Annotated in this window: 24 protein-coding genes; 19 read left to right on the top strand and 5 right to left on the bottom strand. The window is 68.8% G+C overall.

Features of this window, described 5'->3' with window-relative positions; genetic code table 11:
• Positions 1-162 precede the first annotated feature (162 nt).
• The 17 genes from FJV41_RS01635 (at position 163) to FJV41_RS01560 (ending at position 16,412) form a co-directional block, all read left to right on the top strand.
• Positions 163-1,431 (top strand): phage tail sheath C-terminal domain-containing protein, encoded by a 1,269-nt coding sequence (locus FJV41_RS01635; RefSeq protein ID WP_246136933.1) that lies wholly within the window; start codon positions 163-165, stop codon positions 1,429-1,431.
• A gap of 15 nt (positions 1,432-1,446) precedes the next feature.
• Complete coding sequence (locus FJV41_RS01630) at positions 1,447-1,836, top strand: hypothetical protein (protein WP_141640601.1); 390 nt, start codon at positions 1,447-1,449, stop codon at positions 1,834-1,836.
• Between the two features lie 3 nt (positions 1,837-1,839).
• On the top strand, positions 1,840-2,700 hold the full coding sequence (locus tag FJV41_RS01625; protein ID WP_141640600.1) for a hypothetical protein: 861 nt from the start codon (positions 1,840-1,842) through the stop codon (positions 2,698-2,700).
• 524 nt (positions 2,701-3,224) lie between these two features.
• Entirely contained in the window at positions 3,225-4,274 is a 1,050-nt protein-coding gene (locus FJV41_RS01620) for a hypothetical protein (RefSeq protein WP_141640599.1), read from the top strand.
• A 4-nt stretch (positions 4,275-4,278) separates the two neighbouring features.
• A complete protein-coding gene (locus tag FJV41_RS01615) occupies positions 4,279-5,307 on the top strand; it encodes a hypothetical protein (RefSeq protein WP_141640598.1) in 1,029 nt (342 codons plus the stop codon).
• Between the two features lies 1 nt (position 5,308).
• Positions 5,309-6,193, top strand: coding sequence for a hypothetical protein (locus FJV41_RS01610; RefSeq protein ID WP_141640597.1), 885 nt, complete (start codon positions 5,309-5,311; stop codon positions 6,191-6,193).
• Positions 6,190-6,744 carry a hypothetical protein gene (locus FJV41_RS01605; protein WP_141640596.1) on the top strand — a complete coding sequence of 185 codons (555 nt, stop codon included), beginning with the start codon at positions 6,190-6,192 and terminating at the stop codon, positions 6,742-6,744. Before FJV41_RS01610 ends, FJV41_RS01605 begins: the two co-directional genes overlap by 4 nt.
• Entirely contained in the window at positions 6,741-7,373 is a 633-nt protein-coding gene (locus FJV41_RS01600) for a phage baseplate assembly protein V (RefSeq protein WP_141640595.1), read from the top strand. The genes FJV41_RS01605 and FJV41_RS01600 overlap by 4 nt, the downstream gene beginning before the upstream one ends.
• A gap of 2 nt (positions 7,374-7,375) precedes the next feature.
• Positions 7,376-8,026, top strand: coding sequence for a hypothetical protein (locus tag FJV41_RS01595; protein ID WP_141640594.1), 651 nt, complete (start codon positions 7,376-7,378; stop codon positions 8,024-8,026).
• On the top strand, positions 8,026-8,436 hold the full coding sequence (locus tag FJV41_RS01590) for a contractile injection system sheath initiator (RefSeq protein WP_141640593.1): 411 nt from the start codon (positions 8,026-8,028) through the stop codon (positions 8,434-8,436). The genes FJV41_RS01595 and FJV41_RS01590 overlap by 1 nt, the downstream gene beginning before the upstream one ends.
• Positions 8,437-8,484: 48 nt before the next feature.
• Complete coding sequence (locus FJV41_RS01585) at positions 8,485-8,970, top strand: hypothetical protein (protein ID WP_141640592.1); 486 nt, start codon at positions 8,485-8,487, stop codon at positions 8,968-8,970.
• A complete protein-coding gene (locus FJV41_RS01580; protein ID WP_141640591.1) occupies positions 8,967-10,532 on the top strand; it encodes a baseplate J/gp47 family protein in 1,566 nt (521 codons plus the stop codon). Before FJV41_RS01585 ends, FJV41_RS01580 begins: the two co-directional genes overlap by 4 nt.
• A complete protein-coding gene (locus FJV41_RS52010) occupies positions 10,529-11,932 on the top strand; it encodes a hypothetical protein (RefSeq protein WP_174462132.1) in 1,404 nt (467 codons plus the stop codon). Before FJV41_RS01580 ends, FJV41_RS52010 begins: the two co-directional genes overlap by 4 nt.
• Entirely contained in the window at positions 11,929-13,683 is a 1,755-nt protein-coding gene (locus FJV41_RS52005) for a tail fiber domain-containing protein (protein ID WP_181790322.1), read from the top strand. Before FJV41_RS52010 ends, FJV41_RS52005 begins: the two co-directional genes overlap by 4 nt.
• Positions 13,680-13,892, top strand: coding sequence for a hypothetical protein (locus FJV41_RS01570; protein WP_141640590.1), 213 nt, complete (start codon positions 13,680-13,682; stop codon positions 13,890-13,892). Before FJV41_RS52005 ends, FJV41_RS01570 begins: the two co-directional genes overlap by 4 nt.
• A 27-nt stretch (positions 13,893-13,919) precedes the next feature.
• Complete coding sequence (locus FJV41_RS01565) at positions 13,920-15,629, top strand: hypothetical protein (protein ID WP_141640589.1); 1,710 nt, start codon at positions 13,920-13,922, stop codon at positions 15,627-15,629.
• A 15-nt stretch (positions 15,630-15,644) separates the two neighbouring features.
• A complete protein-coding gene (locus FJV41_RS01560; protein WP_141640588.1) occupies positions 15,645-16,412 on the top strand; it encodes a hypothetical protein in 768 nt (255 codons plus the stop codon).
• A gap of 86 nt (positions 16,413-16,498) precedes the next feature.
• Here the strand turns inward: FJV41_RS01560 and FJV41_RS01555 are convergent, their stop codons facing one another.
• The 3 genes from FJV41_RS01555 to FJV41_RS01545 all read right to left on the bottom strand — a co-directional run bounded on the left by FJV41_RS01555 (position 16,499) and on the right by FJV41_RS01545 (position 18,123).
• On the bottom strand, positions 16,499-16,738 hold the full coding sequence (locus FJV41_RS01555; RefSeq protein ID WP_141640587.1) for a hypothetical protein: 240 nt from the start codon (positions 16,736-16,738) through the stop codon (positions 16,499-16,501).
• Positions 16,739-17,074: 336 nt separating this feature from the next.
• Positions 17,075-17,527 carry a GNAT family N-acetyltransferase gene (locus FJV41_RS01550; RefSeq protein ID WP_141640586.1) on the bottom strand — a complete coding sequence of 151 codons (453 nt, stop codon included), beginning with the start codon at positions 17,525-17,527 and terminating at the stop codon, positions 17,075-17,077.
• A 188-nt stretch (positions 17,528-17,715) separates the two neighbouring features.
• Positions 17,716-18,123: a DUF1801 domain-containing protein gene (locus FJV41_RS01545; protein ID WP_174455367.1), complete on the bottom strand. Its 408-nt coding sequence runs from the start codon at positions 18,121-18,123 to the stop codon at positions 17,716-17,718.
• Positions 18,124-18,242: 119 nt separating this feature from the next.
• Here FJV41_RS01545 and FJV41_RS01540 point away from each other — a divergent pair, with 119 nt between their 5' ends.
• Positions 18,243-18,473, top strand: a complete 231-nt coding sequence (locus FJV41_RS01540; protein ID WP_141640584.1) for a hypothetical protein — start codon at positions 18,243-18,245, stop codon at positions 18,471-18,473.
• Positions 18,474-18,603: 130 nt separating this feature from the next.
• Here the strand turns inward: FJV41_RS01540 and FJV41_RS01535 are convergent, their stop codons facing one another.
• On the bottom strand, positions 18,604-18,936 hold the full coding sequence (locus FJV41_RS01535) for a hypothetical protein (protein WP_141640583.1): 333 nt from the start codon (positions 18,934-18,936) through the stop codon (positions 18,604-18,606).
• A 454-nt stretch (positions 18,937-19,390) separates the two neighbouring features.
• On the opposite strand from FJV41_RS01535, the gene FJV41_RS01530 reads away from it, so the two are divergent.
• Positions 19,391-20,581: a hypothetical protein gene (locus FJV41_RS01530; RefSeq protein WP_141640582.1), complete on the top strand. Its 1,191-nt coding sequence runs from the start codon at positions 19,391-19,393 to the stop codon at positions 20,579-20,581.
• 62 nt (positions 20,582-20,643) lie between these two features.
• On the opposite strand, the gene FJV41_RS01525 is transcribed toward FJV41_RS01530, so the two are convergent.
• Positions 20,644-21,168 (bottom strand): MFS transporter (locus FJV41_RS01525; protein ID WP_141640581.1); only part of this gene is annotated, 525 nt, incomplete at its 5' end.

The raw sequence follows: 21,168 nt of genomic DNA, 5'->3' as shown, positions 1-21,168 counted from the left end.
AGGGAACCTGCACCCGGAGCAGGGATTTCCACCCCCTCGCTGGCGAGGGTCGGGGAGCGTATGGCCACAGGTCTCATCATTCCTGGTGTCCAGGTCACGGTCGTCAAGGAAGTGTTGCCCCAACAGCTTGCACCGTCTGGGGTTCTTGGAATCACAGGCTTCTTGGAGTCAGCCAACGGCAAGGTCGTCCGAGCCAGCAGCTGGTCTCGCTTCCTGGAGGTGGCCGGACGCGCGAGCGCCTACAGCCTCCCGGAGGCGCGCCAGGCGCTGGACAATGGCGTCTCCGAGCTGGTGATTTCCCCCCTGCCCGCCACCGCGGGCACCGCCGCGACGATCGCCGTCGCGGCCGACAACAGCAAATATCCGCCGGGACACGTCGGCGATAAGTTTGGCGCCACCTTCATCGCGAGAGTCCCAGGCCTGTGGGCCAACGGAATCACGCTGAAGGTCACCTACCGTGACAACATCGACCTGTCGGTGTCGTTCGACCTGGAGGTCACCCACCCCTCCAGCGGCTCGGTGGAGGTGCTGCGCAACGTCAACTCCGCGTCGCTGACCTCGTCGCTGGACACCTCGTCGTTCATCCGCATCGACACGACGAAGGGCGTGGGCTGGCCCACCGCGGGCACGTACACGCTGGCCACGGGCAAGGACGCCACGCCGGACGACTACGCCACGGCGCTGGGCCGACTGAAGGACCAGCCGGACGTGGACCTGGTGCTGGCCGCGGTGCAGGACTTCTCCGACCGGACCAAGCTGACGCGCATCTACGGCGACGTCATCAGCCACTGCAACACGCTGAGCAGCGAGAGCAAGGGCCGCCTCGGCTTCGGACAGGTTCCTCCCGCCGGGACGATGGCGGAGAACACGCAGCTCGCCGCCAACCTGGTCAGCGACCGGTTCGTGCTCGTCGCGCCTCACGGCACGGTGGGCGCGGTCGCCGGCATGGTGGGGAGCCTGGCGCCGCACCAGTCCCCCACGTTCAAGCGCGTCTCCGGACTGAACGAGCTGCTGGTGGGTGTGGAGGACCAGAAGGCGCTGTTGCGTGCCTTCGTCGTCCCCGTCGTCACCGAGCGCGGTCGGGGCACCATCGTCGTGCGTGGCCTGACGACGGACGGAGATCAGATCAACGTCCGCCGCGTGGCGGACCGCGCGGTGCGCACGCTGAAGATGGTGGGCGACCTGTTCATCGGATTGCTCAACAACGCCGACGGGCGCAGCGCCCTGAAGCAGAAGCTGGTGGAGGCGCTGGTGCAGATGCAGAAGGACGGCGCCATCGTCCCCTCCACCGACGGGAAGGATCCCGCCTTCAAGGTGGAGGTCTATTCCTCGCAGGCGGACTTCGCGCTCGGAATCGTCAGGGTCAACATGGCCGTCAGACCCGTCCGCGCCATCGACTACATCTACGCGACCATCACGGTCCAGGTCTGATGAAGGAACGCACCGATGCCAACGGTATTCTCAGCCAACCGTAGCAGCATCCTCGTCGACGGAGAGGCCGTGGACGGCCTCCAATCCATCGCATTCCGAGTGGTCACCGAGCGCGAGGACATCCGCGCCATCGGGTCCAACGAGCGCGTCGACGTCATCTTCGGCCTGCGCACCGTCATCGGTGAGCTGGTCATCCGCTCCGCGGCCGTGAAGCTGGACACCCTGCTCTCCGAGCGCGGCAAGTTCCAACTCGTGGCGAACCTCAAGCGCACCGAGGGCACGGACGACACGCGCACCCTGTCCTTCGACGACTGCTTCGTCGAGGGCAAGTCCTTCCAGATGGACGCGCACGGCAGCGCCGCCACGACGTACGCCTTCACGGCGACCCGCATCCGCGAGGAATAGTCCGTGAGGGAGTCGCCCGCCAGCTCACGCATGGAGTCCGGTGCGGCGCCGATCTCCCTGGAGATCGACGGCCGGACCTTCCACCTCCACCCCGGAGTCAACTCCGGGGCCCTGGAGGTGGAGTGCTCCACTGGCGAACGTCTCGCGCTCCATCCGTGGAGCTTCGAGGCGCACCTGCGGGCGCTCGACCTTCATGCGCGGCTCGATGGCCCGGGACTGGCCTTCGACGCCGACGGTTTCGCCGCCGACGTGCTGCGGAACTCAGGGGTGCCGGAGTCCCTCCACGCGGAGCTGGCGCCCCTCGCGTTGTGGTGGGCCTCGGGCGGGGCACAGGAGCCTTCGCCCGGGACGCTTCCACCGGGCTGGGTGCAGGCGGGTGCGGTGCGTGCCCGACTGCGGCCCTGGACGTTCTCCGAGCGCTCCCGGGCGCTCGAGGAGAGCCTGACGTCGCAGCCCGATGGCTCGAGGGAACTCAGCCTGGAGCGCTACCTGCGCTCGATGCTCTCCAGTTCCGTCGTGGAGCACTTTCCCACGGCGCCCCTGGAGACGCTGGATGGGGCCAGCACCGCCGCGCTGCTGGACGCCGTGGTCGCGCTCAACGCGGGGGACGAGCGCGATGAAGACCGCACGATGCGTGCCTCGGGCAAACAAGCCCGGGTCCTCGCGGAAGTGACGTTGAAGCTCTGTCGTGCCCTGGGGTGGACACCTTCCCAGGTCTGGGCAACCCCCGCCGCCGAGGTGGACCGACTGCTCGCGATGTTGCAGCTCACGGAGCCTGGTGCTCCGGCCCCGGCCCCGACTTCGCGGCCGAGGAGACTCTCCGACTTTCCCGACGCGGTGGTCATTCAGGTGGAGGACGACTGATGCGCACGACGTTCACCACCACCGAGCTCACCGCGCGACTGGCCCGCCCGGCGTTTCGAGCACTCGAAGGTGTCGCCCGACAGCTCGGCGTCAAGCTTGCTCCCCATGCTTCGGAGCATGGCGAGCCTTCACCTGACGAGGCGTCAGCGCCGACCTCGGGCAGCGATGCGACCACCGTGCGTCCCAGAGTGGAGGCACCGGCGACGGCTCGGCCCACCGGTCTCCTCTCGCCTTCACGCTCCAGCGGCGAGGTGGATGCAGCTCCGGGTCCTCATGGACAGCGACCCTCCGGGCCCCTCGTCGCTCGACCTGAGCCCGTCAGCGTCCCTGCGGCCCCTATCGCTCCCCGGTCCGTCGCGCCCTCGCGGCCCGCGGTGACGCCGGTCTCCGCTTCCGAGGTCTCGAGGTCCGTGAGTCGTGCGCCCACGTCCGATGAGGGGCATTCCTCCTCTTCGGCGCACGACCTGCCTTCGTCCGGGAAGCGCGCCGGCATTCCCCTCGCGAGCGACGCGCGAGTCTCCGAGATGGCTCCAGGCGACGACACGCACGCGGTGAACTCCGGTGCGAGCCACCCGATGCAGTTCGACGGCACCACCCTCCACGCGGGCGCATCGACTTCGTTGCCCTCGGAGTTCTCGGCGGGTCCGTCGAAGCACTCGGGCATGGGGGACAGGCGCACGGACGAAGCGCCTGTCGCGGCTCGGACTCCGAGCGATGGCGTCGAATCAACAGCCAGCGCGTCCCCCCTGAGTGCCCCTCCGGAGTCGCTCGCCACGAGCAGCGATTCGTCCGAGGGACTCCGCGTCTCCATCAAGGCCACCGAGCCCCGGTCGCCCAAGCGACAGGTCGTGCGACTCATGCGACCGATGCCGCTCCCCTCCGAGACCTCGGCGAGCGAGAGCGTCCCCACGCTCCAGCGCGCCAGTCCCCTGCCCGCACGCGGCGAAGACGCTTCCTCGAACGTGCCGCCCGCGGCTCGCGAAGTGACAGCGGACGCACCTCGCTACGAGGCGAGCACTCCGGCCGGGGTCACCCCGCGTCCCCCCTCCGCACCCGTCGAGGCTCACACGAGCCTCCCGTCCGCGACGCCCGTCATGCGCGTGCTGTCATCGACTCCCGCCGCGTTCCGGGCGCCAGGGTCAGTCGCGCAGTCCACGCCCGTGGTGCGTCCCGCCGCGCCCGCCGTCTCACGCCCCAGGTCCCGCCTCACCTTCCTTCCGCCCATGGAAGCCGAGCCCGTGGCTCCTCCGTCGTCACCCGAGCCGGAGCGCGCGGTGCCACCGGCCGCGCTGGCCACATCCCAGGTCGTGCGCCAGGTGAGCCAGGGTCTGACGCCCGTCCTGGAGCGAGCCCAGCAAGTCACCCACGAGGCCCTCACCGTCGAGCGCTCCTCGCGTCCCGCCTCGACTCCCGCCGTGGACTCCGGTGCGAACGCGGCGGTTCGCAACACGTTCAACGTGAACGTGCAGATGGGCGCGGAGACGGCGACGGCGGGCATGGACCGGCGCACGCTGGAAGACGCGCTGGTGGACATCCTTCGCGAGACGGCACGCCGTCACGGACTGGAGGTCTGAGCCCATGGCCGGCATCGGATACTCCGTGACGATTGGCTCCCTCCGGGCTTCCAACAAGGCCCGCCAGGGACAGGCCTTCATCCGCTCCATCACCAGCGAGCTGACCATGGACGGCGCGGGCGGCCGGTGCACCGTGGAGCTCGTTCCCTCCGACGCGGCGCTCCCGCCTCCCGGAGAAACCACCACCATCGCCCTGGATGGCGGCGATGGCGCGGTCACCGTCTTCACCGGCCTGGTGCTGGAAGCCCGCGCCGCGCCGGACACGTCCATCGTCATCGGCGGAGATGCCCTGGCGAAGCTCGCGCGGCTCGACGTGTCGGGCGCCTACGAGCAGATGTCCGCGGGCTCCATCGTCCGTGAGCTGGTGAAGAAGGCGGGCGGCACGCCGGGCACCATCGACGACGGCCCGACATTCCCCAGCTACGTGCTGCACCGCGGGCCTCGCGCCCTGCGGCACATCCTCCAGCTCGGAGAGCAGTGCGGCTTCGACGTCTTCACCGACGGCGAGGGGAAGGTGTACTTCACGGCGCCGAAGCAGGGCGGCGCGGACCACACGTTCGCCTACGACGCCCAGGTGCTGCGCACGCAGCTGGGCAAGCCGCTCCCCGCCATCGACGGCTTCGAGGTCTGGGGCGAAGGCGCGGCCAGCTCCCAGGGCGAGAAGAAGGCGCACTGGCTGGTGGATGACCTGGCCTCCGTCCACGGCAAGGCCGCGCTGGGCACCAGCGGCAAGGTGCAGGCGGGTTCCACGGGAAAGAGCTCGCGCGAAGTGAAGGACGGCTCGGTCCGCGCGGGCGCCGACGCGTCCGATCAGGCCAAGGCCCGCGTGGGCGCGCTGGCCGCCCGTCCGCTGCACGGCTTCATCGAGGTGCTGGGAGCGCCCGCCGTGAAGCCTGGAGACTTGATCAAGGTGGACGACATCCCGGAGGGCCATCCCGTGGAGGCCCTGCTGTCCGGGAAGGTTCTTCGCGTCCGCTCGGTGCGTCACACCCTGAATGCCCGCACGGGCTTCACCACCCGGATGGAACTCTGACATGCCCGTCCGCATCGGAAAAATCGAGCTCATCGGGCTCACGCAGATCTACACCGAGGACGCGCGCAACCTCGTGCAGCAGCGCGTGCCCGGTCAGTCCGGCTCCGTCTTCCAGGACCTGGGCCGTGAGCCCGTCACCGTCGTCATGGAAGGACTCCTCCTCGGCGAGGACCCGCAAGCGGCGCTGGAGGAACTGCGACAAGCACAGATGAAGGCGACGCCGATGTCGTTCGCCTCGGACGCCATCGCGGGAGCGGACCTCACCGATGTCCTCATCGCGGACTTCCAGGTCCGCCAGCTCGCGGGACACCAGAACCGCTTCAGCTTCTTCCTGCGCGTCAAGGAGTACGTCGAGCCCCCCGCCACCCAGGACGCGGGCGTCGGCGCGGTGAACGACGCGGTGGCCGACGACGCACAGTCCTGGGCCCAGGGCTCCACGGACGCCGCGGGCGTGCTCCAGAACCCCGAGTCGCTGATGGACGCCGTCGACGCGAACCCGGACCTGCTCGGCCACCTGTCTCCGGATGAGCTGGGCTCGGTGGTCAACGGCACCAAGGGCTCGCTGACGGGGAAGAACTTCGGAAGCCTGCTGGGCGCGCTCGGCAAGGTGAACCCCGGCGCCATCATCGGCTTCGTGCAGTCGCTCAGCCAGGCAGGGAGCCTGGGCGAGTTCATCGAGAAGCTCGCCACCGAGGGCATCAACATCCTGGAGCAGATGACCGGGCTGGACCTCGGCGCCGCGCTCGACATCGTCAAGGGCATCGCGGGCGCCGGGGACTTCCTCGCGAAGCTCCAGGCCGTGGGCAAGGAAGCCGGCGCACTGGGCGCGGCCATCGGCGGGTTCGATCCGCTCGGACCCTTCAAGGACCTGGAGAACCTTCCGTGAGCACGACCGCCGATATCGTCGACAGCATCACCCGACTCGTCATCGCCGTGGACAACCTGCTCAAGACGGACACGGTGAACGCCATCGTCAGCCTGGTGCGCAGGTTCGGCATCGGAGCCCCCGTGAAGGTGGGCATCGACGCGCTGGGCAATGCACTGAACCTCATCATCGGGTGGATCGCCAAGCTGGAGCAGGTCGCGGCCATCCCCGAGCTGCTGGAGAAACTGGACCCCGCGCTGGAAGGACTGAAGGCCATTGGCGACAAGTCCGAGCAGGAGATGCGCGACATGGGCATGGAGGCGCTCGCCCCGCTCGCCGGCGCGGCCCACGCGGCGCACCTGGTCCTGGAGAAGATTCGCGCCGGCGCCGTCGTCATCCTCCAGGGCTATCTGCCCAAGCAGTCCCTGACGTCCCTTCGCGAGTCTGTCATCGGCGTCAAGGCGACGCTCAAGGCGCTCGGTGAGGCGCTGCTCGCCGCGCCGCCGCCCACGACACCCGCTCCCTCGCTGGGTGCTGGCACCATGCCGCTGCTCGCGGGAGGCACGACGTGAGCGACCTGGTCACCATCATCCGCTCCATCATCCGGGACGAGCTGGCGTCGTTGCGCCTGGGCGACCTGGGCGTGGTGACGAGCGCGTTCCCCCACGCGGACGGCGACGCGAACAACCACGAGTGCCACGTGAAGCTGCGCGAGAGCGGCCTGGAGCTGCGCCGCGTCCCCATCGCCACGCCGCACATCGGCATGGTGAGCGCGCCGCACGCCGGAGACCTCGTCGTCATCACCTACCTCAACGGCGACCCCAATCGCCCCGTCATCACCGGACGCCTGTACTCGGACAAGCTCAACCCGCCCATTCACGAAGCGGACGAGTGGCGCGTCGTCTCGCCACCGGGTGGCAAGACGTCCATCGCCATCGACCAGGAGCAGTCGGTGGTCATCACCGCCGGCGAGACGGTGGTGACGGTGAAGCAGGACGACGTCATCACCATCAAGGGCAAGACGGACCTGTCGCTGGAGGTGGAAGGCAACGTGCAGCTCAAGTGCACGGACTGCACGGTGGACGCGTCCGGGAAGATCGACCTGGGCAAGGGAGGCAGTGGCGTCATCACCGAGATGAGCCACAAGTGCTACTTCACCGGCGCTCCGCTCAAGGGCTCCAAGGACGTGAAGGCCAAGTAACCATGCCTGCACCGAGCGGAAGCGAAATAGGCGCCCTGGCGAAGAGCGCGATGCAGTCCGCGAGCCTCCGGGGAGAGAACGCCCCGGACCTGGCCACCGCGCTCGGCGACGCCTGTGGTCAGGCCTTCACCCTCTTCGCCTCCATGGCCATGGTGACGCCGGGAATCCCCGCCGCCGCGCCGCCGCCACCGGGCGCGGGCAGCACCGCGGGGCCCGGGATGATGCTGCCACCGCCGGCAGGCGGCCCCGGCGCGTCGCAGATAGAGCCCATCGCCAAGGGCCTGCTCGCGTCGAACAAGATCAACGGCGAGCAGCGGGACGCGCTGGCGAAGGCGATTGCCCAGACAGTGGAGCAGGCCCTCATCCTCTTCACCGTCCAGGTGATGGTGGCGCCGGGAATCGCCATCGCGGGCTTCGTGACGTCGTCGCCCGGCAGCCTCATGGGCGCCGCTCCCGCGAAGCCGATGCTCCAGCCGATTGCATTGGGCTTCCTCATGGCCGGTGGCATCCGGGGCGAGAACGCGCCGGACCTCGCGGGCGCCATGGCCGAGACGCTGTCCAACGCGCTCACACAGATGATGACGCGCCTCAAGGTCTCCCCGGGCATTCCCAGCTCGCCCGGGGCGACGGCGGGCCCGGGGAGGTTGCTCTGATGGCGGACGAGCTCAAGACGGACCTGCGCCTGAAGTTCAACGAATCGGGCGGCGTGGACCTGGACTGGTCCACGGACGACGGCGCCACCACGGTGAGCGGCAAGGACAACCTCATCCAGGCCCTGACGATGCGGCTCATCGTCTACCGGGGACACCTGGAGCAACTGGGCCACCAGCGCTACGGCAGCCGCGTGGCGGACCTCATCGGCGAGCCGTTGGATCGCGCCAATCTGGACCTGCTGCGCCGCTACGTGCGGCAGGCCATCAAGGAAGACCCGCGCGTGGACGAGGTGACGCAGTTGAGCGTCACGGCCCGGGCGGATGTGCCGGGCGCGGTGGATGTGCGAGCCCGCATCAAGGCCATCAGCGGTGAAGCGGTGGAGCTGGGATTGGCGCTCGACCTGGGTTGAGCGCGGCGGCGTGGGCAACGGGTACGGACACGACTTCGGGAGAGCGTGATGAACGGCAAGGAAAAGCAGGGCATGAACGGAGTGCTGACCCTCGAGCTGCTCAACCTGGATGGCTCCCTGATGGAGCGGCGCCGGGTCCCCAACCTCATCACCACCGCGGGCAAGCGGTTGGTGGCGGAGCTGCTGATGGGCCGGGTCAACGGGCTGCCCGTCAAATGGTCCATCGTCGTGGGCACTGGCACCGAGGCGCCAGTGCCCGGGGACACCGTGCTGAAGGGCCCGGCGGCCGAGGCCGAGGACCCCGCGCCCAAGGTGGAGGTCATCGACCCGGGTGACGGCTCCAGCCTGGTGCGCGCCCTCGTGACGGCCACCCTGCCCGCCATCACCGACGCCACGGTGCAGCCGCTCACCGAGGCCGGCATTCAAGTCACCCTGGGGGAGACCACGAAGATCCTCTTCAACCGGGTCCGCTTCGAGGAGGTCAATCGCGGCTCCAACATGGTCATGAAGATGATGTGGGAGATCTCCTTTTGAGCCTCATCCCTCCCGAGACAACCACCTTCAGCGCCATCGTCGAACGGCTGCTGAAGAACATGGGGCCGGGAACGGACCCCAACGCCGGTGGCATGGCGCGAACCCTGGCCGAAGCCTACGCACGGGAGATGGCGACCTTCTACGCCATGATGGAGCTGGCCCATCGCTCCGGCTACCTCGACACAGCGGAAGGCGCCGCGCTGGACAACGTCGTCGCCGTGCTGGGCCTGAAGCGCGCACGCGCAGGTCGCCTCACCGGCGAGGTGGAGCTCAGCCGCGCCGCCCCCGCGCCGGAGGACATCGGCATTCCCGCGGGACGGCAGTTGACGGGCCTGGCGGCGGACGGCAAGCCGCTCCCCCTCTTCGAGACGCTCGAGGACGCCACCCTGCGCAAGGGCGACACGCGCGTCCTCATTCCCGTGCAGGAGATCCAGGATGACGCCGGGGCCGCGGCCGAGGCGCCTCCCGTCATCAACCCCTTCCGGCTGACGCTGATGCCCAGGCCCATCCTGGGAATCGAGGCCGTCACCAATCCGGCCCCCCTGCGGCGCGGCTCGGATGATGAGACGGACGAGAACCTCCGCGCGCGCGCTCGCACCGCGCTGCGGGATGGCGAGAAGGGCACGCTGGAGTCCATCGCCGCCGCCGTGCGCCAGCAGGGCGTGCAGCAAGTCACGGTGAGGGAGCCCGCCGACGCGCCTCCGGGCGTCGTCGATGTCCTCGTCGGCGACACCGACTTCGAGTCGGACGTCGAGGGCGTGGTCCGCGTCGAGTCCGCCATCCGGGAGACGAAGGCCGCCGGCATCCACGTCCGGCTCCGCTACGCGAAGACCGTCTTCTTCCAGGTGGACTTCCAGGTGGAGCCCACCAACCCGGAGATGGACGAGGTGACGTTCGACCGGCTCCGCCGGGAGCTCCAGCAGACGCTCGCGCTCCACATGAACGAGCTGCCCGTGGGCGCGCCCGTGAGTCGCCGCAAGCTGGAGGCCCTGCTCTTCGGCAACCCCGCGGTGCGCAGGGTGAACGAGCTGTCCGTGGAGACGTATGTCTGGGGCACCGACCCCGGACCTCCCATCAAGAAGGTCCTCGTGAAGGAGACGGCGGGCCGACTGTATGGCGCCAACCGCGACTGGAAGCTGGAGCCCCTGGAGGCCGCGCGCATCGACCTGGAGCTCAAGCCGCCGCGCATCACCCGCCTGCGCGCGCCGACGTGGCGGCTGGACCTGGTCGTCTCGCTGTCCAGTGGCGAGGCGCGCACGGCCGAGCAGGTGCGCGAGGCGCTGCGAGGCGCCCTGGACGTGTACGCGGCGCGGCTCTCCGAGGACGCTCAGATGGGTCGCGAGGCGAAGCTCACCTTCGACTCCCTGCAGCAGAGCCTGAAGACGCAGGCGCGCATCGAAGCGCTGCTGGGCTGCGACGTCACCCTGGAGACCGGAATCACCGCGACGCTCGTCCTGGCGACGAATCCCGCCCATGTCGTGCCCGCCCAGGTCACCCAGCTCCTGGTGCGAGCCGACGTCCGGCTGCAGTTCGGCGGGGCAGAGCTGGTGGGTGTCGGATGAGCGCGGACCAACGCAGACGTCGCATGGTGGGCTACCTGCCGCCCGTTCTGCAGTCCGGAACGAAGCTCAACCTCTTCTTCTCCACGCTCGCCCAGGAGCTGGAGCAGATGGAGGGAGGCCTGACGCGGCTGATGCGTTCCCGCTGGCACGCGCTCGCGCGGGGCTTTCCCGTCGAGGAGTCGCTGGCGAACAAGGCGGACTCGGAGCTGGGGCAGCTCGCCGCGCTCTACAACCTGCTGCCTCGCCGGGGAGAGTCCGCCGACTACCTCCGCCAGCGCGTCGCCACCGTGGTGGAGCTGCACCGCACCGGCATGGCCTCCGCGCGCGCGCTGCTCCGGCTCGTGTCCCTGGTCTACATGGCACGGCAGCCGCCGGTGATTACGTGGGAGGGGAAGCTCGCGGTCGGCCTCTTCTCCGTGCCGCGCACGGATGGCACCTACCGGACCATTCGCGTCGAACTGGAGGACAATCCTCCGACGCCTTCGAGCGCGAGCTTCCGCAACGTGAGCGGGGGCCAGCGGCTGATCGCCACGAACGGAGGGCTCCACGTCGCATCGCCGGCCATCTCCCTCAAGGCGACGGAGAAGGAGATCGCCGTGCCCGTCTTCCGCCACGAGCAGTCCGGGCTGGACCTCATCTTCCTGGGCCGGGTTCCCCTGAACTCCACGCTGACCTTGCGCGACGAGCGAGCCGCCTTCATCGACGGCATTCCCGTGGACCCCGTAAAGAACCCCGTCATCCGGACACACCCCACCCGCTTCTCCGCCCTGACGGACCCGGGCGTCCTCACGCGCTTCGATGCGCCCGAGTCCCGCTTCTCCGTGTTCGAGGAGGACCAGCACGTCCCCGACCTGGCGCTGGGCGAGAACCACTGGCGCTACGACACGCTGGATCAACAACAGGTCCACTCCTACCTCACGAGCTGGTCCCAGACACGACGGGACGCCGCCGTGGCGTGGGCCCTGCCCGTGCGAGCCACGCCGCGCGCGGACGTGCGCCTCGACTGGACGGAGATAACGCCCGCGACCTGCACGCTGACCATCCCCGTCGACTACATCCCGCCGCACCTTCAGGTGCCCAACGAGGACCAGGTGGTGCCCGGGCTGCCTGGGTTGGTGAAGGAGTTGATGCGCGCGCTGGAGTACGGCCGCTGCGCCGGCGTGCGCACGCGCATCGAGTTCACGCTGCCCCTGCCTCCGGAGGCGCTCGTCGCCAGCGAGGGACCGCTCCGGATGGAGGTCGACACGTCCCTGACCGAGAAGCTGGAGCCGAAGGACGCGCTGACCTCGTTCGGTTCCACCATCGAGTTGCACGAACAGTTCCCAGATCCCCAGGAGAAGCTCGCCTGGGACGGCGTCTTCTCCGCGACCCGCTTCGATACCTCGAGGTTCCAGTCATGAGTGATCCCTTCTACACCGCGAAGTCCGGTGACCCCATCCTGGCGGACACCTGGAACAACATGCAGATCAAGACGCGGGATGAGATCCGCGCCCACACCCACCATGGCTCCGACGACGGCCGGCAACTGGATGGCGAAAGCATCTCCGCCACCGCCGTGCTGAAGGTGAGCCGGGTGGACGCCACCGTGTCGATGTCGGTGGGCGGCGTGGACCTGGCCACCCGGCTGAGCACCCTGGACACCCAGAAGCTGTCCATCGGCGGTGGCAACCTCACGGGCCCGCTGTCTGTCGCGACGGCCAACGTGGGCATCGGAGCGACGGCGGGGACCAAGCGACTGCTCGTCGTGGCGCCGGGCAGTGGCAACCAGAACGCCCCCCTGGAGCTGCGGAGCGGTGGCGATACGGGCTGGGGCATTGGCGCCGTCATCCGGACCACCGGCGGCACGGAGGGCGCGGGGCTGGTGCTGAGAAGCCGCGCCAAGAGCTGGCAGCTCCGCGGTGAGCAGGGCGCCACCGCCACCGGCCTGCAGATCACCGAGGACGGAGGCGACGCGGACACGGGCTCGGGCCTGGGCACGCCGCGCATCCACATCAAGTCCGGCGGCAGCGTGGGCCTCAACACGACGGACCCGCAGGGCGCGCTGGACATCCGCCTCTCGGGGGCCGCCGCCGGGTTCGACAGGTTCGTGGTGAACACGACGACGGACTGGGGCAGCGGCACGGCACAGGTGACCATCGGCGCCGGCGGTGGCGCGGGCCTGATGATCAACAACCCCCACGTCATCTGGCACAAGACGGAGAACCGCGCGTCCATCCGCTACGGCCTGAGCGGCGGCGTCGCCACGGGCCTGTTCTGGGACGTGGGCGCCCGGGTTGGCAACGCATTCTCCTTCACGGTGAATGGCACCCAGACGATGTGGATGGGCGCGGACGGCAGCGTCGGCATCGGCACGGTGACGCCGGGCGCGCGGCTGGACATCCAGGGCGGCGGCCTGCGCGTCAGCGGCGCCATCATGCCCTCCATCGGCAACGCGTCCGGCAATGGCATCCAGTTCCCCGAGGACTCGTGGGGTGGCACCGGAGACGCGGCCTTCATCCGCTACTACCGCGTGCCCAACCCGCTGCCCGGTGAAGAGGAGAACGGCCGTCTGGTCATCGCCTGCACGAACGAGCCGGGCGACTCCATCATCTTCCATCAGGCCGGCGCCGAGCGGCTGACGCTCGTCAATGGGTTCATTGGCATGGGGACGCCCCGCCCCTCCACGCCCTTGCACGTCGTCCAGCAGGCGGCCAACGCGGGCCTGCGCATCCAGGAGAACACGTCCGGCCGCTTCATGGACCTCTGCTACGAGGGCCAGGGCACCTTCCACCTGTTCCACAGCAACGGCAACGGCCAGTGGATGCAGCAGGACGGCATCTGGCGCGGCCCCTCGGACGCGTCGCTGAAGGACAACATCACCTCGCTCCAGGACATCCTCCCGCGCGTGCTGGCGCTCAGGCCCGTGAGCTTCAACTGGAAGAACACCGGTGACCTCAACCTGGGCCTGGTGGCGCAGGAAGTGGAGACCGTCTTCCCGGAGCTCGTCAGCGAGCTGAAGCTCGAATCCGCGGGCGGCAAGGTCATCAAGGGATTGGCCCACCAGGCCTTCAGCGTGCTCGCCATCGCGGCCCTCAAGGAACTCAAGCAGCAATACGACGAACGATTGGCGGCGCTCGAGCAGCGTCTCCAGAACCAGGAGCTGAAGTCATGATGGATGCCATCGAGAAGCGCCTCGCGGACCTCCGGGCCGAGCACGAAGCAGGTCAGAAGATGATGGCGGAGCTGGAGGCGAAGCGCTCGCATCTGGTGCAGACGATGCTTCGCATCGAGGGCGCCATGCAGGTGCTCCAGGAGCTGCTGCCCGCGAAGGCCGAGGGCGGCACCGCCACCGTGACGGACATCAAGGAAGCCGCTCGCTGATTCCCCGCACGACGTCAGGACTCCGCCATGAGTGATACGCGCGTCGGCGCCACGCTGACCTATACCGGGACGGCCACCCCTCCCACGGCCGCACAGATTCCGGTGGACACCGCCGGTCTCGTCGTCGCCCTGGACGTGCCGGCGGGCGTGGCGTTGGTGCGCGCGGCACTCACCGTCCGCGCGCCGTCGGATGACGTGACGGTGAACCTGTCGCCCACCGCCACGCTGGCCACCAGCGGGGGGCAGACCGTCCTGGACCCCGCGCAGCCCATCACCTGGCTCAGCCTGGACTGGGGGGCGCGTCGTCCCCTGTCCTCCGTGGACGTGCGGCTGCCGACCTCTCCCACGCAGACGGAGAAGAAGGGACGCCTGAGCGTCGCGGAGGGCGGCGCCTGGTATCCCCCGACGCCGTCGGACACGGTGTCGGTGAACGCCGTGGCGCCAGCGCCACTGCCGGGCATCCTCGCCAGCCGCTTGCTGGTGGAGTTCGTGGAGGCGAGCAGCGCGCCGCCTCCGGTGGGGACGCCGAAGACGCTGGCGGCGACCCAGGTGGCGAGCATCGCCCTGCGCGCGCCCGCGCGGCCTCCCGACCTCACCGCGACAGTGGGCGTAGGCGCGGGCGCGCTGTTCTTCCACCATGCGCTGCCCCTGCTGCCCCGGCAGGAGCTGGTGCTGGAGGATGCGTTGAGCGACGCGCTCCAGCGCGCGTGGCCGGTGGACCTCAAGTCCGGCGCGGTGGCGGTGGCGCTGCGCTCGTCGGGGCTGGGCATGTTCGACCGCGTCCAGCTCGTCATGGACACGCTGGAGGTCATCCAGCGCTGGAGCGACGGCGCGGAGAGCCAGACGCTGGCGGTGAACACGGACAGCAGCGTGTCCGCGCGAGTCACCGTGCCCAGGGACCGCGCGCTCTCCGAGGTGCGGTTCCACGTCCAGCATCAACTGCACGATGAGGACCTTCCCCTCGCGCCGCGCCCGCCCTCGATGCCCGCGCTGTCTCACCACTGCGGCTCCGGGTACTCCGCCGCGCAGGCCTTCCGTGCGACGCGCGCCACGGGCCCGCTCGCGGCCCTGGACCTCCACTTGCGTCCGCTGACCCGGCGCGTGGTGGGAACCCTCGCCTTTCATGCCGACGTGCATGACCGGCCCGATGATGCGCCCCTGGCTGGCGGTTCCATTCCCCTGCTGCTGGAGCAGGAGGGTTCGGCTCCGTGGGCCTCGCGCTGGGTCGCCTTCACTCCTGGCAAGCCGCTCGCGCTCGGAACGGGCCCGTGGTGGGCCGTCCTCACGGTGGACGAAGGAGATGTCCTCTGGAGCCTCACGGACCATGCGGAGACCGCTCCCACGCCGGGCTCGTTGACGCCTGGCACCGCGCTGCATCGCACCGAGGCCCTGGGCCCCTGGCTGCCTCGGGAGAATGGCCTTCCGGGAGCGGAAGAGGACGCGGAGGCGCTCTGGGCATGCTCGCGTCCACGCCTGCGTCCACTCACAGCCGTGCCTCCGCTCCCGCCCCGTCTTCAGCTCCGCTGGGGCACGAAGGTGCTCGACGTGACGGCTCGCGAGGACGGTTCCGTCGCGCTGGATGCCAAGGCCCTGGCCACCCTCACGCCGCCCGGGGGCACCGGAAGCCCGCCGCCGCTGGAAGTCCTCGTCCAGTCGCGCGTGGCCGGTGACATCACCCTCTCCGGGCTCCAGGTGGTCATCCCCCAGCGGGAGACCTACCCACTCTTCCCGAGGTAGCGAGACCCCCACCCCATGCTCCTCGCCATCGAGTCCTACTTCCACGATGCCCTGCGCCCCGCCGTCCCCGAGACGGTGGAGGTCGCGACCGGCCCCTCACGAGGACCCGCCGCCGACGCGGAGGCGCTCGTCGAGGTCTATGCCTCCCGACTGAAGCTGGCGCTTCCGGAAGGCGATGACCTGGCGGCGCAACGACAGCCGTCCTATTTCGCCCAGGTGCACCGCTGGGCGGGCAACGGGACGACGAAGGACTTCACGCTCCCCGCGAATGCGCGCGGACAGGTGAGCGAAGTGGAGTCACCGCCCGGGCACCCGCTGCGCAGGGGCGATGACTACACGCTCGAGGACACCACGCTGCGCCTCTATCGCGCGCCCGCCGTGGCCAACGAGGCCGTGGTCGCCTTCCTGCGAGGAGACCGCGCCGACGGCTTCCTGGAACGGCGCCGGTGCGAGCTGTCGCTGTCCATCCGCGCCTGGGTGAAGGCCCCGGGCAACGCCGCGCCCCTGCTCTCGCGTGCCCTGGCCGCGGCCTTGGCCGCCTCCGCGGACATGGGCAACCTTGAGGACGAGGACACGTATCCCGACGAGTCGGGCGTGAGGCTGCGGCTGCTCCAGCCCGCGGCGAGCCTCCTGGACATCCAGCGCGCCATGGAGCCCGTGGGTGAGACGTTCTTCAGCCGCGCCCAGGCGAACTTCATCGTCCGGGGAGAGCTGGAGCAGCTCATCTCACTGGGGACGCCGGAGCTGGAAGGCACCATCCTCGAGGTGCGGCGCGTGACGTAGCCGTCGGAGGCTGGCGCGGGAGCAACCGCCGTACAACGGCCCGACCCAGGGAATGCCTGGGCGGGCCGCTCTTGCTCAAGGACCTGCTACTCAGCTTCAGCCGCGTCTACCGCGGGGCAGAAGCGAGCCATACAGGCATCCCAATCCGCGACGCATTCATCAGCCGGCCTGTTTTCAAGAAACAGGCAGCGGTTGTAGAGGCGGTCGCACACGCCCCCGCACGCAAGAGCCTCGACCGAGGGGTCCTGTTCCGCGTCAACGCCACCACATCCCGACAGCAAGCCCACGGTCAGCAGCGCCTTGGTGATAAAGGACTTGATCCGCATGTACGCCTCCTCGAGCGCCTTTCTGGATTGAAAGACATTGGAAGAGTAGCACCTCCTCCCAGGGCCACCCGGTGCGAATCGGCTCCACGCCATCAACAACACCCTGCGTCATCTGGTGCTTGTGATTCAGAACCGACCCACCTTCTCGGCATGCTTTCGAAACCACGGGAGCCATCGCTGATTTCGAGGAGGGCGAGCACAGGCCGGCTGCCGACGGACGGGATACGTCGAGAAGATGCGGCGCCACGTCCACACCTCGCGCCCAGCCGACCCACCCGTGGTTCTTGTCTTCACGGCACGCGGTGATGCCTCGAAGGGAAAGCCAGACGACCTTCGCTACGTCGAACCCAGCCTCATGAGGACTTCGGCGACTCCATCCGGGTGTTCCTGATGCTCATCGATGATGGTGTGGAAGCCACACTTTTCGAGGACGCGGATCGACGCGGTGTTGTGGACAGCGACCCACGCATGAAGCGGCCGGGCGGGCACGAGCGCGAGAAACTCAGTGAGGGCCCGGGTGGCGATGCCTTTGCCCCACTGCTCGCGCCCCACCCAATAGCCGATGAGGCGCTTTCCATCCTGTTCCCAACTGCCGATGTTCCCAACGACCACGCCACCCACAACGATGGTGCGGTTGACGTTTTCAGGGCGGAGAACATTCGTGCGCCAGTGAGTCATGAACGCGTCGCGCGCCCGCGATGGAAACGCGGCCATACGCAGCGCTTCCGGGTCGCACTGGTGCTCGAAGAAGATGGGAAGGTCCTCATCCGTGACGATGCGGAGAATCATTCTGAAACAGCTCCGTCCAGTCTGCGCCGCGAGGGACGTCGCGAGGCGAATGGTGGACGGATTCTAGCTTTTTCGGGCATGACGAAGCGCGGGAATCTGGACCGGCGAGACGCCCCAGGACCGCAAGGCACGCAGGAGCCCCATGCCGTTCGCCGAGGTCCCGCACGGACTGCGTCTTCACCCTGGGTTCATTCCACCTGTCGAATCCACTGACGCACGAGCGCCTCGAGCGCCTTGCGCTGGCTCCGTACGGACTCGAGCGTGACGAGACAGCGGTCTTTCGCGAGCCACCGGCAGAGTCCCTCCGGATCGTCGAGCTCGACTCCACTCTTCGCGCTCTGCTTCACCTTCGCGCCGGTGTGGAAGACGAGCTGCACGCGGTCCTCGGAGCGAAGGTGCACGGCCGCGAAGAACTCGGTGGTGCGGAAGCTCGCGGTGTTCCACTTCACCGCCTCGGAGATGGAGGGGTCGACACCGAGGATGAGCTTTCGGACCTGGTCGATGTCCTTGCGCAGCGGGTGCGCTCGCTCGTCGAGGAGCGCGGTGACCTCCTTCGAGCCGTCTTGCGGGGGCGTCACAGCGCGCTTCGCGGCCATGGTCCTGTGTCTCCTCTCCGGCGATTGCGTCCCGGTGTCTACCATGACACGCCCCAACTCAGCAGGAACCGACAGTCCCTGAAGGGACAGGACTCACGAACGGTTCTGGCCTTGAAACCGTGGCTGGCAATGCGGACCACTTCGAGCGAGCACTCGCGGCGAAGCGCGTCAACACTCGCACCGTGATGGCGCTGACGACAGCCGTGCGCGCGGGAGAGGCCGCGATGCTGCGCTCGGATGAGACCGCGTATAAAGCAGCGCATGAGCAGACCCTGAAGGCATTGCGTGCGCTCTCGCCGGAGGAGCTGCGCGCGGTCGAAAGCATCACCACGTCGATGCAAGTCCGTTGAGCCCCCCGTGAGGGGCGCCGCTCCGCGCTTGTCGTCGACGGTGCCTTCGACGCTTCCCTGCGATTGAAAGACGCATGGGCCGCCCCAGAACTCCGGGGCGGACCCAAGCCCTACGCACCCAACGTCGGCCTCAGGGGCAGTAGGTGCAGTAGAAGAAGCCGGAGTGCGAGGCGTACGGCCCATCCCCCGAGCCTGAACACTCCGTGGTGCAGTCATCGTTCGTATAGCAGGAGGCCACCAGCCCCTCCTCGCTGTAGGGGAGCGAGCTGTACCAGGCGCTGTACCGAGGGCGGTAGAGCTGCACACAGGCCTGGGCGGACACCTCCCCGGCGGTGCCTTCCGTGGGCGCGCCTTCCAGGACAGTCGACGGAACGGGCTGCTCCGAGAGCGGCGGGGACTCCCCGCCACACGCCATCAGGAAGCCCGCGGCCAGCACGGCGAAACCACTCAGGGTGCTCTTCATGGTGACACTCCTTCCAAAGGGAGGCCTGCAGGAGAGCACATTCCCTCGCGGACCTCGGTGCGAGGAAGCGCCCTCCTCCTCGGCCCGAGGCGTCACACCCGTCCGGGGCATCCAGGACCCTGTGGATCCCACGTAGTCATTGGGCGCCGCTCTTCGGAGTGGACCGCGCGGCCAGTCCCCTTCCGCCACTTGCGCCAATCACACGCGCAGTCCGCACGAAACATCCCTTTTCAGAACTCCGAGTAAACCAAGGGAAACAGATGCGACCTTCCAGCGCGCGCTCCGTTCCATCCCTGCGCGGGCGGACTTACTTGCCATTTGAAGGTCATCTCGCTCCATCTCGACCTTTGTCGAAATGAAGTTGCATCAGTATCAAAACTACAAGTATTCCCAGAGCCCCCGGAACTTCCCGGCTGGCGGCACGCGTGCGTGCATGACAAGGATTGGTGGAAACATGGCGTCCCGTCTCGGTGATACGTCTGCGAAGGGTTTGCGTTGGGGTGCGGTGTTGCTGGCGGGGCTGGTGGGCTGTGGCCCCACCACGACGAAGGAGCCCGCGACGAACCAGGAGGAAGTGCGCTCCATCGAGGAGCAGTCCAAGTCACTGACGCCTCCCCCGGGCTGTACCGAAATCACGCTGGGAGAGCTGAGCAACGGCGTGGAGCTGACGCCGGTGAGGTACTCGCAGCAGCCGACGTACCGGGGCACGTTCACCAACCCGGCCGCCCCCACCGCCACGAACCTGGCGTACCTCCGGCTGGACGTGAATACCGCGCCCGGGCTGTATGACTTGTCCGTGGGCGGAGGCAACACCTTCACGTGTGATCGCTGCGTGATGGGCTACCAGGACTCCGGTGCGCCAACGGAGAAGTACCTCGTCGCCGACTCCGGGACGATGCTCGTCGCGCTGAAGGTCTCGCCGGACCAGACGATTGGAGCGCTGGCGAACGTGGTGCTCCGCGAGTCCGTGGACGCCGCGCCGCTCAACGCCCCGTACTGGGGCAGCGCCGTGGTGCCGGGCGGCGAGTGCAAGTGGATCCGCTTCGCGACGTGGAACACCGTGCGCCCGGGTGGCTGCGATCCGCGCGAGGGCTCGCTGACGGCGAACCTGCCGGACACCACCTGCGTGCCCACCAACTACGCCGCCAGCGACGGCACGCTGGAGCGGGCGCTGGGCACCAAGACGCACGGCCAGGCGTGCACCACCACCCCGGCGGTGAGCGAGTACGAACTGGACTCCACGGACTGCGAGCAGGGCTTCACCTGCACGGACCTGCTCTCCGCGAACGCCCAGTGCCTCAAGACGTGTGACTTCATGGCGGCGAACCCGGGCTGCCCCACGGGCACCGTGTGCGGCGTCTACGGCCTGTGCATCGAGCAGTCCGTGCTCCAGCCGCTCGGCTTCGACTTCGACCCCGCGCGGATTGGCGAGCAGTGCAGCGTGGGCTACGCGGAGTTCTGCGGCACCGAGGGCGCGCGCGGCGCGTGTCTGGACCTTGCCCGTACGGGCAAGGGCACCTGCTACGCCTATGAGCGCGCGCGCAGCAACTGCGGCCCGGGCGAGGAGCTGGGCTACATGAACTACGGCCGCTCCGGCGGCGGCTACGACCGCACCTACGGCTTCTGCTACCACGACGGTCGCTAAGGGAAGTGAGCGGGGGCGTTCGCTGTCCGGGTCCCCTCCAGCCCGGGCAGCGGCGCCTCCGCTCAGCTCACCGCGCGCCCACCGATGCGAGAACCCGCGTCTTCTGGCAACCGCCTGAACAGCGGCCCCGCCAGCGAAGACACCACGCCCACGGCGAGGAACGGCAACAAGAAGCGGTCCGGGGTCAGCGGCAAATCCCCACTCCCTCGCGCCAGATGCAGCATGAGCGCGCCCAGGCTGATGCCCACGCTCAGCGCCATCTGCTGCGTCACCACCGCCACCGTGGAGGCCTGGCTCATCTTCTCCCGAGGGATGTCCGCGTACGCCACGGCGTTGATGGCGGTGAACTGCAGCGAGCGCACGAAGCCGCTGACCATCAACGTGGCGACGATGAGCGGAATGGGCGTGGAGTTGCGGAAGAACGCCGGGAGCGCCGTCAGCACCGCCGCGGCCAGGTTGGAACCGACGAGCGTCGTCCGGAAGCCCAGCCGCTTGATGACCCACGGCGCCACGGGCTTGCAGGACATGGCCCCCAGCCCCGTGCCGATGGTCACCATGCCCGCCTCGAACGGCCCCCACCCCAGGCC

The sequence above is a fragment of the Myxococcus llanfairpwllgwyngyllgogerychwyrndrobwllllantysiliogogogochensis genome, assembly GCF_006636215.1.
In the GTDB taxonomy this organism is placed as follows: domain Bacteria; phylum Myxococcota; class Myxococcia; order Myxococcales; family Myxococcaceae; genus Myxococcus; species Myxococcus llanfairpwllgwyngyllgogerychwyrndrobwllllantysiliogogogochensis.
Note: the sequence above shows the minus strand (reverse complement) of the source record. Positions and strands in the feature narration are given on the sequence as shown.

Bases quoted from the DNA above. Each gene is read 5' to 3' on its own strand.
- FJV41_RS52010 (WP_174462132.1), top strand. From the start codon at position 10,529: ATGAGCGCGGACCAACGCAGACGTCGCATGGTGGGCTACCTGCCGCCC.
- FJV41_RS01595 (WP_141640594.1), top strand. From the start codon at position 7,376: ATGCCTGCACCGAGCGGAAGCGAAATAGGCGCCCTGGCGAAGAGCGCG.
- FJV41_RS01550 (WP_141640586.1), bottom strand. From the start codon at position 17,527: ATGATTCTCCGCATCGTCACGGATGAGGACCTTCCCATCTTCTTCGAG.
- FJV41_RS01610 (WP_141640597.1), top strand. From the start codon at position 5,309: ATGCCCGTCCGCATCGGAAAAATCGAGCTCATCGGGCTCACGCAGATC.
- FJV41_RS01555 (WP_141640587.1), bottom strand. From the start codon at position 16,738: ATGCGGATCAAGTCCTTTATCACCAAGGCGCTGCTGACCGTGGGCTTG.
- FJV41_RS01585 (WP_141640592.1), top strand. From the start codon at position 8,485: ATGAACGGCAAGGAAAAGCAGGGCATGAACGGAGTGCTGACCCTCGAG.
- FJV41_RS01565 (WP_141640589.1), top strand. From the start codon at position 13,920: ATGAGTGATACGCGCGTCGGCGCCACGCTGACCTATACCGGGACGGCC.
- FJV41_RS01570 (WP_141640590.1), top strand. From the start codon at position 13,680: ATGATGGATGCCATCGAGAAGCGCCTCGCGGACCTCCGGGCCGAGCAC.
- FJV41_RS52005 (WP_181790322.1), top strand. From the start codon at position 11,929: ATGAGTGATCCCTTCTACACCGCGAAGTCCGGTGACCCCATCCTGGCG.
- FJV41_RS01545 (WP_174455367.1), bottom strand. From the start codon at position 18,123: ATGGCCGCGAAGCGCGCTGTGACGCCCCCGCAAGACGGCTCGAAGGAG.
- FJV41_RS01560 (WP_141640588.1), top strand. From the start codon at position 15,645: ATGCTCCTCGCCATCGAGTCCTACTTCCACGATGCCCTGCGCCCCGCC.
- FJV41_RS01530 (WP_141640582.1), top strand. From the start codon at position 19,391: ATGGCGTCCCGTCTCGGTGATACGTCTGCGAAGGGTTTGCGTTGGGGT.
- FJV41_RS01590 (WP_141640593.1), top strand. From the start codon at position 8,026: ATGGCGGACGAGCTCAAGACGGACCTGCGCCTGAAGTTCAACGAATCG.
- FJV41_RS01620 (WP_141640599.1), top strand. From the start codon at position 3,225: ATGGCTCCAGGCGACGACACGCACGCGGTGAACTCCGGTGCGAGCCAC.
- FJV41_RS01615 (WP_141640598.1), top strand. From the start codon at position 4,279: ATGGCCGGCATCGGATACTCCGTGACGATTGGCTCCCTCCGGGCTTCC.
- FJV41_RS01535 (WP_141640583.1), bottom strand. From the start codon at position 18,936: ATGAAGAGCACCCTGAGTGGTTTCGCCGTGCTGGCCGCGGGCTTCCTG.
- FJV41_RS01630 (WP_141640601.1), top strand. From the start codon at position 1,447: ATGCCAACGGTATTCTCAGCCAACCGTAGCAGCATCCTCGTCGACGGA.